Origin of the sequence: Rhodococcus sp. WMMA185, assembly GCF_001767395.1 — a bacterium.
Lineage (GTDB): Bacteria > Actinomycetota > Actinomycetes > Mycobacteriales > Mycobacteriaceae > Rhodococcus_F.
This window is the reverse complement of record NZ_CP017014.1, coordinates 3,644,884-3,660,706: the sequence shown is the minus strand read 5'-3', so window position 1 is coordinate 3,660,706 and position 15,823 is coordinate 3,644,884. Positions and strand designations below refer to the sequence as shown.

Annotated in this window: 11 protein-coding genes; 5 read left to right on the top strand and 6 right to left on the bottom strand. The window is 65.5% G+C overall.

What is annotated here, in order from left to right:
* Positions 1-157: 157 nt before the first annotated feature.
* Positions 158-1,522, top strand: coding sequence for an MFS transporter (locus BFN03_RS16450; RefSeq protein WP_070381001.1), 1,365 nt, complete (start codon positions 158-160; stop codon positions 1,520-1,522).
* A 46-nt stretch (positions 1,523-1,568) separates the two neighbouring features.
* Complete coding sequence (locus tag BFN03_RS16445; RefSeq protein ID WP_157109635.1) at positions 1,569-2,651, top strand: hypothetical protein; 1,083 nt, start codon at positions 1,569-1,571, stop codon at positions 2,649-2,651.
* 68 nt (positions 2,652-2,719) lie between these two features.
* Here BFN03_RS16445 and BFN03_RS16440 read toward each other — a convergent pair whose 3' ends face one another.
* Positions 2,720-3,118 (bottom strand): RidA family protein, encoded by a 399-nt coding sequence (locus tag BFN03_RS16440; protein WP_070379907.1) that lies wholly within the window; start codon positions 3,116-3,118, stop codon positions 2,720-2,722.
* A gap of 72 nt (positions 3,119-3,190) precedes the next feature.
* Between BFN03_RS16440 and BFN03_RS16435 the strand changes: the two genes are divergently transcribed.
* Positions 3,191-4,192 (top strand): helix-turn-helix transcriptional regulator, encoded by a 1,002-nt coding sequence (locus BFN03_RS16435; RefSeq protein ID WP_084385653.1) that lies wholly within the window; start codon positions 3,191-3,193, stop codon positions 4,190-4,192.
* Between the two features lie 164 nt (positions 4,193-4,356).
* On the opposite strand, the gene BFN03_RS16430 is transcribed toward BFN03_RS16435, so the two are convergent.
* From BFN03_RS16430 to BFN03_RS16420, 3 genes are read right to left on the bottom strand one after another with little or no spacing between them, the layout of a single operon-like run.
* Positions 4,357-5,067, bottom strand: a complete 711-nt coding sequence (locus BFN03_RS16430; protein ID WP_070379905.1) for a type 1 glutamine amidotransferase — start codon at positions 5,065-5,067, stop codon at positions 4,357-4,359.
* Positions 5,060-6,313, bottom strand: a complete 1,254-nt coding sequence (locus BFN03_RS16425) for a Mur ligase family protein (RefSeq protein WP_070379904.1) — start codon at positions 6,311-6,313, stop codon at positions 5,060-5,062. Before BFN03_RS16425 ends, BFN03_RS16430 begins: the two co-directional genes overlap by 8 nt.
* 25 nt (positions 6,314-6,338) lie before the next feature.
* Entirely contained in the window at positions 6,339-7,256 is a 918-nt protein-coding gene (locus BFN03_RS16420) for an EamA family transporter (protein ID WP_070379903.1), read from the bottom strand.
* 73 nt (positions 7,257-7,329) lie between these two features.
* On the opposite strand from BFN03_RS16420, the gene BFN03_RS16415 reads away from it, so the two are divergent.
* Positions 7,330-8,223, top strand: a complete 894-nt coding sequence (locus BFN03_RS16415; protein ID WP_070379902.1) for a LysR family transcriptional regulator — start codon at positions 7,330-7,332, stop codon at positions 8,221-8,223.
* A 39-nt stretch (positions 8,224-8,262) separates the two neighbouring features.
* Here the strand turns inward: BFN03_RS16415 and BFN03_RS16410 are convergent, their stop codons facing one another.
* Positions 8,263-8,640, bottom strand: a complete 378-nt coding sequence (locus BFN03_RS16410) for an SHOCT domain-containing protein (protein WP_070379901.1) — start codon at positions 8,638-8,640, stop codon at positions 8,263-8,265.
* A gap of 294 nt (positions 8,641-8,934) precedes the next feature.
* On the opposite strand from BFN03_RS16410, the gene BFN03_RS16405 reads away from it, so the two are divergent.
* Positions 8,935-9,780 (top strand): YncE family protein, encoded by an 846-nt coding sequence (locus tag BFN03_RS16405; protein WP_232320301.1) that lies wholly within the window; start codon positions 8,935-8,937, stop codon positions 9,778-9,780.
* 182 nt (positions 9,781-9,962) lie between these two features.
* Here the strand turns inward: BFN03_RS16405 and BFN03_RS16400 are convergent, their stop codons facing one another.
* On the bottom strand, positions 9,963-15,446 hold the full coding sequence (locus tag BFN03_RS16400) for an ATP-binding protein (RefSeq protein ID WP_070379899.1): 5,484 nt from the start codon (positions 15,444-15,446) through the stop codon (positions 9,963-9,965).
* Positions 15,447-15,823: the final 377 nt, after the last annotated feature.

The following is a 15,823-nucleotide window of genomic DNA, read 5'->3' as shown; positions in this document are numbered from 1 at the left end:
TCGCTCGGGTTGCAAGGTAAATGGTTGTTCACCTACCCTGGTGAACGACCATTTACCAGCTGTGGGTGGGGGAGGGCGTTTGACGACGGGCTCTACTACCGCGCTCCGGGAGCGGTTCACCGATCGGGGCTCGTCCGGGCCGGCTCTCCTCTTTCCGATCCTCGCCTTCGCGGGCGTGTTTCAGGCCGTCCTGCAGACGGTGATGGTGCCCCTGCTGCCCAGCATGCCGGCATTCACTGGGGCGAGTCCGACGTCCGTGTCCTGGCTCATCACCACCACTCTTCTCGTCGGCGCGGTGGTCACCCCGATTTTCGGCCGTCTCGCCGACATGTTCGGCAAGAAGCGGATGCTGCTTGTCGCCCTGGTGATCATGACGCTCGGTGCGGTGATCTGTGCGTCGACGTCGAACATCGCGTTGCTGATCTTCGCGCGCGGACTCCAGGGAGCCGGCGCCGCCGTCATCCCGGTCGGGATCTCGATTCTCCGCGACGAATTGCCGCCCGAGAAGATCAACAGAGCTATCGCGATGATGAGTTCGACTCTCGGGATCGGAACAGCTCTCGGGATCCCCGTCGCAGCCGCGATTGCCAGGTATTCCAACTGGCACGTGCTGTTCTGGATCATCGCAGCGATCGGCCTGGCGGTTACCACGGCGGCTGCGTTGTTCATTCGCGAATCGGAACTTCGCTCCGGGGGACGTTTCGACGGCGTCGGCGCGGTGGGGCTGACCGCGGCCCTCGTCTGCCTGCTCGTCCCGATCACACAGGGCAGCTCGTGGGGTTGGGGCAGCCCCGCCGTGCTGGGCATGTTCGCTTCCTCTGTGTTCCTGTTCGTACTCTGGGGATTTCAGCAGATGCAGAATCGGAATCCGCTCGTCGACCTGCGTGTGTCGGCCCGCAGATCCGTGCTGCTGCCGAACGTGACCGCCCTCCTCGTAGGGTTCGCGTTCTACGGAAACGCCTTGATCACCACGCAACTACTGCAGGCGCCGCCCGGAGAGGCCGGCTACGGCCTGACGATCCTCGAGGCGGCGCTGGCCCAGTTACCGACCAGTCTGGCGATGATCGTTTTTGCCCAGGTGGGCGCCCGAATGTCCGAACGCTACGGCCCCAAGGTGACGGTCCTGGCGGGCGCGGTCTTTCTCCTGGTCGGCTATGCGCTCCACGCGGTTCCGAACAAGCCGCTGTGGACGGTGATCGCCGCACTTGCAATCGCGGCGGTGGGCACCGCGTTCGTGTACAGCACGCTGCCGATGCTGATCATCCGTGCCGTGCCGCTCACGCAGATGGCCGCTGCCAACGGTGTCAACGTACTGCTGAGGACGGTCGGAACCACCATGTGCAGTGCGGTGGTCGCGACAGTCCTCGCGGCGAGCATGGTGGGCGTGGTTGTCTCACCGGTCGGCTTCTCGCTCGCCTACGGAATCTGCGCCGTTCTGGCGGCCCTGGTCTTTGCGGCCGCCTTGGCGCTACCGGGACACGGCCGGGCGCAGAAGAGTCCGGCGGAGCCCGTTGTGGCGTAGACCGCTTGTTTAATCCCCTGGCAACCACATTCGAGAAGGGTTCCTTGTGATGCGCTCCGAAGGCATCGTCTCCGTCGACCACCACCAGTTCGTCGTGGGCGAACGTGACGCCGAGTACCTCGAAACCGTGTCACACGGAACCCTTCTCGAATCCGGATCCGGCTTTGTCTCGTTGTATACCGGCATCGCCTACGGTCCCGCCCGCATCACCGTCTCGCTGCTCGACCACGCTCCGGCAGAATCTGATCCGGTGGCCTGGGAGGTGGCCGAGGAGACCACCCTGGCCGCGGCATCGGAGATCGTCGTATCCGCCACTGATGGCAACGTCGCCGACCTGTCCCCGGTTCCGGGAGGGCGCTACCGGGTGCGCGCGCATGCCCGCGGCCGCGACCGCCACTACGGGCAGGAGGTCGACCATCCGGTCGAGCACTACCTGCTCGAACTGTGGCCGGACAGCACCGGCGCCGACCTCACCGTCGCTACGCTCCACAAGTCCGACACCGCCTGGTCCCCACGGACCCAGGTCAACGAATCGAGTCTGAACAAGGACCGCGTATACATTCGCGACGGCTCCGGCGCCGTGGTGACAGTGCCGCCGCAGAGCTCTGAAGCTATCGCCGTCCGCGAGAAGCTCGGAGAGTTCGGCGGCAAGCCACTGACTCCGGCCTTGGAAGCGGTTTTTTGCAGCCGGTACGTCGCGGGCCTCGATCGCGATCTCATCGACCGCATAGAGGCTGCCGCGCCTGAGCGGCAACTCGCTTTCGCCCGGTGGTGCGTCCACCGGGCGTGGGAGCGGGCCGGGATCGCCCACATCGACTGGCTGGCAGCGGTTCTCGATGACATGGACGCGGGCAGACCGGCCGACAATGACTTCATCTACAGTTTCGACGCCCGTATTCGCCTGGATGAGGACCCACGGATCACCCGCACCATCGTCTCGGGGCTTCCCGCGAGCATAGAACTTGTCCAGCAGTACCAGGCGTTGCATACCTATGGACGCAGTATGGCCCCCGATGTTAGTCCACTCCAGGCCGCAATTGAGGCCTTCTGGTATGCCGCGCAGACGTACGGCATGGACTACGAGGAGCTGACCGCCGCCGCGCATCGAGACTTCTTCGGCAACGAGTGACACCGTCGATCAGATCGGCCTTGTGGTTTCCGGGTTCGTCGGCGGGCGGTGGCAGCGTTCTCGAACCGTCAGGGGCGGGCGGCCAAAGCCTCGACTTCGAAGCGGATGTCGGGCATGGCCAGACCGGCGACCCCGATCACGGTTTGGGTGGGAGGGATGTCGCCGCAGCGCTGCACGGCCTGACCGATGACCGAGAGCTTCTCGAAGTCGGGATCCACCACGTACGTCCGGAGTTGGACGACGTGGCTGAGGTCGAGCCCGTGGGCGGCGAGGGCGACCCCCAGGTTCTCGAATGCCCGCTCCACCTGCGCGGCGAAGTCGGTAGAGATGACCGCGCCGTCGGTGCCAGATCCGTACTGACCCGACACGAATACCAATTCCGTGCCGGCAGGGATCGCGGCGGTGTGGCTGTAGCCGAACGGGATCGGGTCGTGCAACGCGGAGGGGTTGACGATGGTGTGGGGCATGAGGGCCGCCTCTCGTGAGTAGTGGTGTGCTCAGTGCGCGAACACATCATGCGGAACTAAACCTGACAGTTCGTGTCAGAGTTTTCGCCTAAAGTTTCCGGGGTGCGCGCGAGCCGACTTCTCGATCTTCTGGTGCGGCTCCAGCTGCGGGGTGGCACATCCGCCACCGAGTTGGCAGCCGCGCTCGAGGTATCGGTGCGCACCGTCTACCGCGACGTGGAGGCGCTGAGCGCCGCCGGCGTGCCGATCTACACCGAGGTCGGGCGGGGCGGTGGGATCCGGATCGATCCGGCCTACCGCATCGCCGGGCTCCCACGGCTCGACGCCGACGAAGCGCGGGGGGTTCTGTTCGCGATCGTCCCGACGATTGCCGACCAGCTCGGATTCGACGCTGCCGCCGCCGACCGCACGCTCTTGCCCGCGATGGAGCGAACGACGGAGACGGCCGCCCGCGTCGTGCGCGATCGGCTGCTCGTGGAGCCGACCCACTGGTTCGTGCCGCCGGACGAGGCACCGGCACTCGCCGATATCGCGAAGGCGGTGTGGGAATCGCGCGAGGTCCGGCTGACGTACCGCGGCACCGAAGTCGTCGTCCGGCCGCTCGGCCTGATCCTCAAGGGCTCTACCTGGTACCTCCTCGGGCAGGTGTGGCGCGGAGCCGAGAAGCCGTACCGTCTGTTTCGACTTTCGCGCGTCGAGGAGGTCGAGCTGCGCGAGATCCCCTTCGAGCGGCCATCCGGCTTCGACCTGGCTGCGGCGTGGGCGGAGCATCGACGGACCTTCCTCGCCTCGCTCCCCGAGTACTTCGTGACCGTGCGCGTCGCCCCAGCCGCCGAGCCGCTCCTCGCGCTCCTGGACGAAGGGTCGCCCGAGCTGCCCCTCCCTGCCGACGTCGAGCGCGACGAGCACGGTTGGGCCCGGCTCCGCCTGCGCTTCGAGCGCAGTCCCGACGACACCGCCCGGCACCTGTTGCGCCTCGGCGCCGACATCGAGGTCCTCGATCCACCTGAGCTGCGCAATCGAATGGCGCGCGCCGCTGCCGGGCTCGCGGCCCTGTACCGCGACGGGCGCTGAACCCACGTCAGAAAAACTGGTCGGACCCTTGTGACGTGGATCGCGCGGGCGTATGCTGGGCAATGCGGATCGAGGAATGTACCTGTGAGCAGAGAAAACTCGAGAAGCAGAGATCCGGCCGAGAATGCGGAAGCATTCCCGGCCGAACCCCTGTTTGGGGCTGTTTAGACCCGTAGCCGCTCCCGGCGTAGTTGCGCGACCTCGGGAAGGTCGAGGGGAGCGAGTTCGTCGACACCGAGGGCCTGCTTCAGGATCAAGTCGGCGAGTTCGGGGTTCCGGGCGAGCGCGGGTCCGTGCATGTAGGTTCCGATCACCGAACCCTGGACGACACCTTCGAGTCCGTCGCCGACGCCGTTCCCCACACCGTGTGTGACCCGGGCGAGACCCCGAGCGTCGCCGCCGAGGGTGGTTCCACCGCGATGGTTCTCGAATCCCGTCAGCGGTTCCGTCAACCCGTCGATCTGCGGCGTAGAGATGACCTCGCCGATGGACCGGGTGGCCTGGGGTGCCGTCGTGACGTCGAGCATCGAAACCCCGTCGACGCGTTCTCCGGTCGAGGTCTCGTACCAGTTGCCGAGTACCTGGATGGCGGCGCAGATCGCGAGTACGGGTGTGCCCCGTTGCGCGGCTCTTTGCAGTCCGGGGTAGCGGCCCAGGTGTCGGGTCGCGAGTCGCTGCGCGGAGTCCTCAGCACCGCCGAGGGTGTAGGCGTCGAGAGTCTCCGGGACCGGATCGCTGAGCGTGATCTCGACGATCTCCGCGTCGTATCCACGCATGCGGAGACGCTGCCTGAGGATGAGGGCGTTGCCGCCGTCGCCGTAGGTGCCCATCACGTCGGGAAGTACCAGTCCGATCCGCACGGTCGAGTCAGACATTGCGCGTCTCCTTCGCGATGGCGGTGTTCAGGTCGCGGAAGGCGGTGTAGTTGGCAAGCACCTCGACGCGCCCCGGCGGGCATGATGCGATGGCCCGCAGCGGGTTCGGGTCGAGAGTGTGCTCGACGCCGGCGTAGGTCAGCCGCACAGCGAGGTCGGTGCCCCGTTCACCGGTGACAACTACCTTCACGCCTTCGAAGTGCTCGAACTTGACGTCCCACAGCCACGACAGGTCTTCGCCGTCCGGAACCTGGCCGTTGACCGCGATCACCAACCCGTCGACGGTGTGGTCGATCATCGACAGTGCTTCCTGCCAGCCGGCCGGATTCTTGGCAAGCAGCATGTGCACGGAGTGCGGTCCGACCTCCACCGTGCTGTAGCGACCCGCAACTTCTTGGACGGTTGCCGCGGCCGCGACGGCGTCCTCGGCCTTCGCTCCCATCGCGACGGCGGCCGCGACAGCCTGAGCGGCGTTGCCTCGGTTCGCGCGCCCTGGAAGCGACAGTGACATGGGGATCTTCAGCCCGTTCGGGCCGTACAGGTTCTCCTCGTCGATCCACCAGTCGGGGGTCGGGCGGGCGAAGTCGGATCCCGTACTGCGCCAGTGCGAGCCCTCCCACACGATCGGTTCACCGGTGCGAGGGCAGCTGGCAGCATCGGCGGCCCAGCCGCCACCCGCTGCGACCCATACGACGTTGGCGGCATCGTAGGCCACCGAAGTCACGAGCACGTCGTCACAGTTGGCGATCACAACTGCGTCGGGATGGGCGGCAACACACGCGCGGAGCTTCCGCTCGATCATGTTGATCTCGCCGACCCGGTCGAGTTGGTCCCGGCTGAGGTTGAGCAACACCAACGCCTCGGGATTCACGGCGTCGCAGACGTGTGGGACGTGGAGCTCGTCGACCTCGATTGCGGCGAGGGGTGCGTGCACACGAGTGCTCAGCGCCGCGACGATGCCCGCGTCCATGTTGGCGCCGTCGGCCTGCGTCGCGACCTCACCGAGTGTCGAGAGGGCCGCCGCGGTCATCCGGGTGGTGGTGGATTTGCCGTTGGTGCCGGTGATCACCGCGTTTCGGCGGCCTCGACCGAGCTGCTCCAACAGGGTCGGGTCGATCTTCAAGGCGATCAGTCCGCCGATCATCGACCCCTTGCCGCGTCCGGCCTTCTGTGACGCCCAGGAGGCGGCTGCCGCTGCGCGCAGGGCGAGCTTGCCGCGCGGCGTGATCGAAGTTCGAGTGCTCACACCGCGAGTTTTGCACAGGGCCCGGTCAGGCTCCGACTCGCGTAGGGGAGGGCGAGTTCGTCGGTTTGGTGGGCCGCACTGCGCGGACCCTCTGTGTGGCGGCGGCCCCAGCGATGACGATCACCCCTCCGATCAGCGACAGCACGCTGGGCTCTTCGTGCAGCACAAGCCAGGACGCGCTGATTCCGACGACGGGGACCAGCAGCGAGAAGGGTGCCACCATGCCCGCCGGGTACCGGCTGAGCAGCGCAGTCCAGAGCCCGGAGCCCGCAAGGGTGCCGAAGATCACGAGATAGGAGAGCCCGAGAAGAGCCGACGGGCCGTTGCCGTCCAGCGACGACGCCAGCGCGTCCCAGCCGGCTGAGGGACCCTCGACCGCGAACGACACCGCCAGCATCGGCAACGGTGGGACGACGCACATCCACAGCATCAAGCGCATCGGTTGATCGGAGGCGGCCTTGCGGTTCCCGAGGTTGCCCAGCGCCCACGACAAGCCGGCGAGCAACGTCAACACCACTGGGAGCAGCGCTGCGTTGTGGGCGCGGTCCCAGCCGATGAGGACCATGCCCGACATCGCCACAAGCAGCCCGCACACCTGTGTCGCCCGCAGTCGTTCGCGCAGCAGGATCGCGCCGAGGACAACGGTGAACGGCGCCGACGACTGCAGCACCAGCGACGCCAGCCCGGTCGGCATTCCCGCGTCCATCGCCCAGAAGAGGAAGGCGAACTGGCCGAACCCGAACCCGAACCCGTAGAGAAGCAGCCATTTCACCGGAACCTGCGGGCGGGGAACGAACAACAGCACCGGGATCGCGATGACCGAGAACCGCAGCGCCGCGAAGAAGAACGGGGGGAAATGGTCGAGACCCGCCCGAATAGCCAGAAAGTTGAGTCCCCACAGGACAACCACGGTGAGCGCGAGCAGGCGGTCGCGGGAGGTCATGGCGACAATCCTGGAGGACACCAAACCATCAGGTCAAGCGAAAGAAAGTGCACTGTCCATGTAGTTTTACTACATGGATGCCAATCGCTTGCGTGTGTTGCGCGAGTTGGCGGACCGCGGGACCGTGGCCGCCACCGCACAGGCCTTGTCGATGACGCCGTCGGCGGTGTCGCAGCAGCTCAAGATCCTGGCGCGGGAAGCCGGCGTGGCACTGCTCGAACCCGAGGGGCGCCGCCTACGCCTCACCGACGCTGGGCAGGCTCTCGTGGTCCGCGCCGACGACGTCATGGCGGCTCTCGACCGTGCGTCGGCGGAAATGGATGCCTATCGTGGGTCTCCGCGGGGGAGGGTGAGGGTCGCTCTGTTCCCGTCCGGCGCCGCACTTCTGCTTCCGGCGCTCTTGGACCTGCTCGCGGGCAGTGGCGTCGACGTTCAGGCACGCGACGAGGATTTGCCGGCATCCGCGGTGCCCGAACTGCTTGCAGACTACGACGTGGTCCTGACCCACCGTGACGAGCGTGCCCCGAGCACGTCCTCTCCGCGGGTGAGCGCTGAGCCGCTGATGCGTGAACCGATCGATCTGATCCTCCCGCCGGACCACCCCTTGGCCGGGCAGATCTCTGTGCGCGCGCAACAGCTGGCCGATGAGAGTTGGATCAGCGTGTGGGGCGGTTTTCCCGTCGACGACGTCCTGCTCTCGGTCGCCGCAGCGACTGGTGTGCAGCCGAGAGTGACCATGCGGATCAACGATTTTCACGTTATCGAGCAACTGGTTGCGGGCAGGCACGGCATCGCTCTGCTTCCGCGTTACGCAATCACCAGTTCGGACGTGATCAGAGTGCCGCTCGCAGGAGTGCGTGCCGCCCGCATCTATGAACTAACCCACAGACCTGACGCCGACCAGGTGCCTGCGGTGGCGACGGTGCTGCGGGCGTTCAGGGATGTTGCGAGCCGGATCGAGAATTGACCGTCGGCCGAGAGTTGACTGTCAGCCGAGAGTTGACCGTCAGCCCAGTGCCTTCGCCTTCAGAGCCTGGTACTCCTCCTCCGTGATGGTGCCGGCGTCCAGCAAACTCTTCGCGTTGGCGATCTCTTCTGCGGGGGATTTGCCCGCGACGGAACGGATGTAGCTGTCCTGTGCCTGTTTGGCGTCCTTGGCCGCTTCCATCGACCGTTGCGCCATCCCGTCGCTCTTGACGATCAGGTACACCAGTGCGGTCAGGAGCGGGATGAAGAACAGGAAGAAGATCCAGACGGCCTTGGCCCACCCCGACGTCTTATGGTCCCGAAACAGGTCGGTGATGATGGAGAACAGCAGGATCAGGTAGGCCACGAAGGCGAAAGCGACGATCATCAACCAGAGAAAATCCCAGAACGAGTCCATTACAGCGCTCCATTTCACAGTCGAAGTGAGTCTGCGCCCGACTATCGCACCCCGCGGGGAGATTCGCGTCATCCGAAACAGGTGAAATGCGTCTAGTGCTTCGTCAGTGAGGGGGAAGCGCTTGTCCCACTACATGCTCACACCTCATGTGGTGCCCGCGCATGCTTCGGCTGATTCAGGGCCGGGATCCGGATTCTGTTGTTAGCGTCCGATGGGCTGCCGGTGTTCGTTCTGACTGCCGGCTCAGCCACGGCACGGTTGATCCGTTTTATCCCTCGCTCGGTAGGAGAAAATGTGAATCGCCACAGCGCTTTCCGTAGATACCGCACCGTCGAAGGTCGCGTCCGACATTTGTTGCTGGGAGTGACGGCCACCGCTCTGATGGTGCTCGGCGTAGCTGGAGCTGGGACGGCGACCGCAGCAGCGGACACCGTCATCGGCACCATCGGCGTCGGGGACGTCCCGTTCGGAGTGGCAATTACCCCGGACGGAACCCGTGCTTATGTCGCGAACTTCAACGACGGCACGGTGTCGGTGATCGACACTGATACCGACATGGTTGTGGGTGGACCCATCGCGGTCGGGAACGGCGCGTTCGCGGTGGCGATCACCCCGAACGGAGCCCGCGCCTACGTCACCAACCAGCTTGACGGCACGGTGTCGGTGATCGACACGGGCACCGACATGGTTGTGGGTGGACCCATCGCGGTCGGGACCAACCCGTCCGGGGTGGCGATTACCCCGAACGGAGCCCGCGCCTACGTCACCAATACGGGCGACGACACGGTGTCGGTGATCGACACCGGTACCGACATGGTTGTGGGTGGACCCGTCCCGGTCGGGGACGCCCCGTCTGCAGTGGCGATCACCCCGAACGGGAACCGCGCCTATGTCACCAACCAGGGCGACGACACGGTGTCGGTGATCAACGTCGGTACCAACACGGTGGTCGAAACGATCTCCGTCGGGAACATCCCGTCCGGGGTGGCGATCACACCGGACGGAACCCGTGCCTACGTCACCAACCGCGGTGACGATACGGTTTCGGTGATCGCGATCGACACGTGCATCGGATCCCTGTGTATCGACTTCGGATCACTGACCGGAAGTGGCTCGGGTGCGGGCAGCGTATTCAGCTGACAATGGACCGGATAGGACGAATGATGCCGCCGCCTCCACGGTGAGGCAGTGGCATCATTCGTCTTCCCCACGTGTATGGCAATCCAGGCACCGCTCACTGCACGTGTAGTGCTGTGCTCGAGATGGTTTCGGCCACGACACCCGAAGATGTCGTGGCCGCCCACCAGGGGGACGCGTACCGGCTATTGGGCCGACTCGACCGCTCGGCGCATTCCGCGCTCGACCGCTCCGATGATGTACGGACGCAACTCGACGGCGGGAATCACGGCATCGACGGAGCCGACCCGCTGTGCCCGCTGGATGTTGTGTACGGCCTCGAACTCGGCCGCTACCTCGCCGAGTTTCTCGTTCCGCACGGCTGCCTGCTGCGCTGCCAACTCGACCCGCAGGTGAGCCTGCTGGGCGTCAGTCTGCGCGTTCGACAGGTCGGCCTCGAGTTGCCGGATCGTCGGAGAGGCGGCCACCCGTTTATTGACCTCACGGGTGAACACCACCGCCGCGGCGGGTGCGCCGCCGAGGACCGACGCGAACGACCCTTCGACCGCGAGCACCTCCATGTTGTCGTGGAGTGCTTTCGAGAACACCACGAAGGCTCCGCCGTGGTAGCGGGAGATGACGCAGAACACGACGGGTCCATCGAAATTGACTATGGCACGTCCGATTTCGGCCCCGTACTCGAGTTGGAGGTGCCGTAGCGAATCAGGTGAGCCGTCGAAACCGGAGAGATTCGCCAAGACCACCAACGGACGGTTTCCGCTGGCCGCGTTGATCGCCCGAGCGGTCTTCTTGGACGATTGCGGGAACAACGTTCCGGCGGTCCACTGGTCGGGGCCATTGGCCGGTGACCAACCCTTGCGGGGGATCGCTCGCGACTCGATCCCGATGACACTGACCGGATAACCGCCCAGGTGAGCGTCGAACACGACCGAGGTGTCGGCGTCCGCCATATCGGCCCACCGTTCCAACACGGTGTGGTCCTGGTCGACGAGGGAGCGCATCACCGTGCGAATGTCGAACGGCTTCTTGCGTTCCGGGTTCGATTCTGCTGAGAAGATGTCACCAACGGTGGTGAAATCGCTCGACGGGTGGGTGTGCGGGAACGTCCGCACGTCTCGCCCAATCGGGTCGCTGGTCGGTGCCCGACGCGGGAAGCGTTCCCCGGCAGCGACATACGAGTGGTCGTAGTGGGCGAACAGGATCTCGCACGCTGCGAGCAGGTTCGGCGCCCAGTACTGCGCCTGACCGTTCGGGCCCATCACGCGGTCGTATCCGCCGATGCCGAAGTTGTCCTCTGCCGAAACTCCCCCCGAGTAGTCGAGTGAGTTCTTGCCGGTGAGCACCATTGCACTGTCGGGCGTCATCACGAGAATGCCCTTGGTGTGCATCAACATTGTGGCTTCGGCGTTCCAGTAGGGCTGAGCACCGACGTTGATGCCCGCCACGATCACGTTGACCTCGCCGCCGTTCTGCGTGAACGTGATGAGGCGGCGCAGGCCACGCGACACCCAGTCCATATTCTCGGTGCCGCTGTCCATGGAGATCGTCGCTCCAGATGACAGCGCGAACCATTCGACGGGCACACCCATCTTCTCGGCCAGGTCGACTGCGGCGACCAGGCGGGCGCACTCGGCCTCGGCGACGGTGCCGAGGGCCTTTGTCGGATCGCCGAAGAGCGCGACGCGCGTCATTCCCTCCGGGTGCCCTTCTGTGCGGGCAGTGACTACACCGACCACGAGGCCTGCACGATTGCGGCCGTAGGGCCGATCGACCGGAACCAGCTTCCCGGACTCGTCCAGATCGTGTTCGACGAAGCTGCCGTCCTGACCGGTGAGCTGCGGGATCAGTTCATAAGGGTAGATGGTGCCGCGGGCACGCGAACTGCGGACCTTCTGCGTGTATTCGTCGAGCGGTTGCAACGGTTCTGTCGGTGGGTCGGTGATGGCCATGGCCACGCCGCTGCCGGCGCGATAGGAGAAGCGCAGAGCCTTCTCCTTCGATTCCGTTCCGGGTTCGCCCTGCATTCGGGCGATCACGGTGACTTCTTCGAGTCCGGCTCCTGCTGTCAGCGGCGCGGCCACACGGGCGAACGCTTGAAGATCTTCGAGCGGAACGTTGATGTTCGGCCACACATACAAGACGACGCGGTTGACATCCAACCGGCGCTTGCCGCCCCGGGTGGACTGTGCCCGGCGGATACCGTCGAGACAAGCCTGCAGGACGCGCTCTGCCTCGGGGACGCCGATGACCCTGCCGTCCTCGTCGCGGAGGATCGCGATGTCACTGATCTCGGCGAACGCGATGAGACGTTCGTCGGTCGGATTGTCGCGGGACTGGAGGTTGAAGACGAAGGTGTTGGCGGCGCCGGGCAGGCGGGTCCCGACGAAGTTCTTGAGGCGCCACAGGTCGAACCGCTGACCGGTCAGCGGGTGCATGTCCCGAATGATCTTTTCTTCAACCAGCACATCGGAGTCGGGACGGAACGTGAACGTGCGGACGTCCGCTTCTGTCCCGCCGAAGACGGACACCGTCACACGACGGCAGTCAGTGGACAGAGGCAGAACCGACAGTGCCGAAATGAGATCGTCGGACATGGTGTCCGAATCGGCCGGAGGCTCGGACCATGAGAGGTAGAGATCGAGAACGAGGTCCTCGGCGTTCTCCTCGGCGACTGCGGCGATCTCCTCCAGCGCTTTGGGCAGCTCGGCGTAGTCCGCGATGGACGAGACGAGACGCCTTTCCTGCCCGCGCATTTCGAACTTGCCGGTGACGAATCGCCGCCCGTCGCGGTCGAAGGACCTGATGTCCTCGAGCGTGTGGATGTCGTAATGGCGACGGGTTACGACCTCGAGTAGCGGTCCGACGGTCGGGCTCTTGCGGGCGATCCGCTGCCCGAGAAGCTCGGTCAGTGGTTGAGGGGTGGCGATGAGCGTGTCGAGACGCTCCTGGTAGTCGTCGGAGTCGGGGCGTTCGGCCAGGTACTCGATGCTGCCCCGGACTCGGTCGTAAACTTGGTCGCGCGCCTTGCGGATCTGGGGTTCGTCGAAGAACCGGAAACGGACGTTACGAGCCACGTTGCCGATCAACGGATAGCGGACCTGAGTGGCGATGACCAGCCGGTCCAGGACCTCCGCGAGGCCGTTCGGTGCCCGGCCCGGAGCGCCGTCGTCGAGCCACCGATCGAGCAGTGCAGCAATTACGGGAACCTGGTTGTCCATTCGCTGTTGCGCGAGGAAGAGACGATAGACCGCCTCCTCGAGTTCGGGTGTGCGCTCGAGGTCGGTCACGAAGTAGTGGCGCAGCGCCCGCGAGAGCCGGGTCTGAAATGACTCCGGTAGGCCCTCGAGTTCGACATCGAGGGTATGGAGGTAGGTGTGGAAGTGCTCGCGCGGACTGTGTACGCGCTCATCCGCGTCTTCCTCGCCGACCGTCGGGCGGTTGCGCCCGATTTCGCAGACGTCCGCAAACATGTTCAGCAGCGTGAGTTCCGCCGCCACCAACTCCGGATCGCCGACGATGTCGGCACACAGCCTGTCGTATTCCGCGAGTAGCTCTCCAGCCCGCTTGGCGCTGACGTCGTAACCGGTCAGGAGCGCGCCGAGGGCGTCGAGTTGCTCGAGCGCGTCTGCTCGGGTGTCACCGTGCGAGGCGGGGGCGCCCACGTCGAATTGGACCCGCGGAGAACGGTGTGTGCCCGCGTCCACGGAGCTTTCCTCGACGCGCAGTAGCGCTGTTCCGGCGTCCACCTGCGAATTGACCATAGCGAGAACTTCTCGCACCCGGCCCGCGGCGGGCGCGCGGACAGCCGTCTCCATCTTCATGCTCTCCAGAACGACCAGGGTGGCGCCGGCCTCGACTTCGTCACCGACGGACACCGGCACAGCCACTACGACAGCGGGAGCCGGAGCGCGCACGACACCGGCCTCGTCCTGGCTGATCTGGTGGCTGATGCCGTCGACCTCGACCAGGTACTGGGCGCGACCAGCGACGGTGACGACGTGGTAGCGACGCCCGCCGATCACGAGGCGGCTCTCGAACTCGCTCAGACGGTCGACCTCGACCTCGACCTCGGGGGCATCCCGGTCAACGCGGTAGCGGTGGGCGCCGACCTGGGCGACGGCGAGGCTGTAGCTTTGACCTTGGTAGCTGAGCTCGACCTTGCGACCAATCGCGTGGCCGGCGCGCGGTCGGCCGCCGCGTGCCGAGGACAGGAAGGCCTGACGTTCGATCCTCTCCTCCGCGTCGTAGACCTCGATGGCGGCGGCGATCAGCGCGGCGCCCGCAGTGCGAGTCGGCATGTTCGACGCGCCCGCGTCGATACGGTCGAGCCAGCCGGTGTCCGCCGAAGCGGAGATGACCTCCTCGCGATCGAGCAGGTCCAGCAGGAACGATTTGGTGGTGGTGCCGCCGCGCAGCACCACTGTGGTCTCGCGCAGAGCGGTCCGCAGGCGGGCCAGCGCTTCGGAGCGGTCCCGGCCCCAGGCGATGACCTTGGCGACCATCGAGTCGTAGTCGGGCGGGATGACGTCACCCTGAGCGATGCCGGTGTCGACGCGCAGGCCGCTGCCGAGAGGGAACTTCAGTAGCTGCACGGCCCCGGGGGCGGGAGCGAAGCCATTGGCTGCGTCCTCCGCATTGAGTCTGGCCTCGATGGCATGGCCGAATTCGGTCGGGCAGTCGCCGGGGAGCGGTTCACCGCTGGCGACGAGGATCTGCAGCTTCACCAGGTCGATGCCCGTGGTGGCCTCGGTGATGGGGTGTTCCACCTGCAGCCGCGTGTTCACCTCGAGAAAGGTGAACATCTTCTGTTCGGGCTGGTACAGGTACTCCACCGTAGCCGCGCCGTGGTAGCCGGCCGCGCGCACGAGTTCGCTGGAGACGGCCCGTAAGTGATTCGATTGTTCGGCGGTGAGCAGCGGCGAACTCGATTCCTCGATGACCTTCTGGTTCTTGCGCTGGATGGAGCAATCGCGCACACCGGGAGCCCAGACGTTGCCGAAGTTGTCGGCGATGACCTGCACCTCGACGTGGCGTGCGTCGGTGACCAGTCGCTCGATGAATACGACGGGATCGCCGAAGGACCGCTGAGCCTCTCCCTGGGTGCGGTCGAGTGCGAGTTCGAGTTCGTCTTCGGACCACACCTTGCGGATCCCTCGACCACCGCCGCCGCTTCGGGCCTTGATGATGAGCGGGTAGCCGATGGCCTGGGCGTGGCGCCTGGCATCTGCGCGAGTAGCGACGGGTCCTCCGCTCCATGGAGCGACAGGAACCTCGACCTTCTCGGCGAGAAGCTTGGCCTCCACCTTGTCGCCCAGCAGGCGCATAGCCTCGGCAGACGGGCCGATGAACGTGATGCCCAGTTGTTCGCAGACCTGGACGAACGCAGGATCCTCGGCGACGAAGCCCCAGCCAACCCAGACCGCATCGGCCCTGCTCTCACGCAATGCACGGGCCAGCTCGGCATGGTCGAGATACGCAGATCCTGTCTTTACTGTGTCCAAGCACACACCTTCGTCGGCCTGCCGCACGAACATCGCGCGGCGTTCAGCCTCGGTGTGGAGAGCGATGGTCCGGATGCCGTAGTTGTGCTCGGCGTTGAGTTCGCGCACGGCACGAATCAGGCGGACCGCGGCCTCGCCGCGGTTGACTATCGCTATTCGCTTGAACATCAATCGTCGCTCCGTTTCCGTAAAGCCCTTGAACTGCAAGTGGTTTGGATGACCAAGGCTCGGTTTGCCCGGGGTCGGGTGCTGGCTCGGCCAGCACGTTCACTTCTAAACAGCACGCTCGACTGCAGGTGAGGCGTCCCGAACGTGATCGTCGGTTCCTACGTTCTTGCAGGGCCGATGCTCGGGAAATGTGAGCATAACCTCGAAAATCTGTACCCGCGCGTAACTTCTGCGGTGGACTGACTCCTTCGCGGAGGTTCCGGTACCGGCATGTCGGCTGTGCGGGGCACACGGATGTCGGCTGTGCGGCGCACACGTGTGTCGGCTGTGCGGGGGAATTCCAGCCGAATTTCCATCGGCCGCGGTGTTCTGCGGAA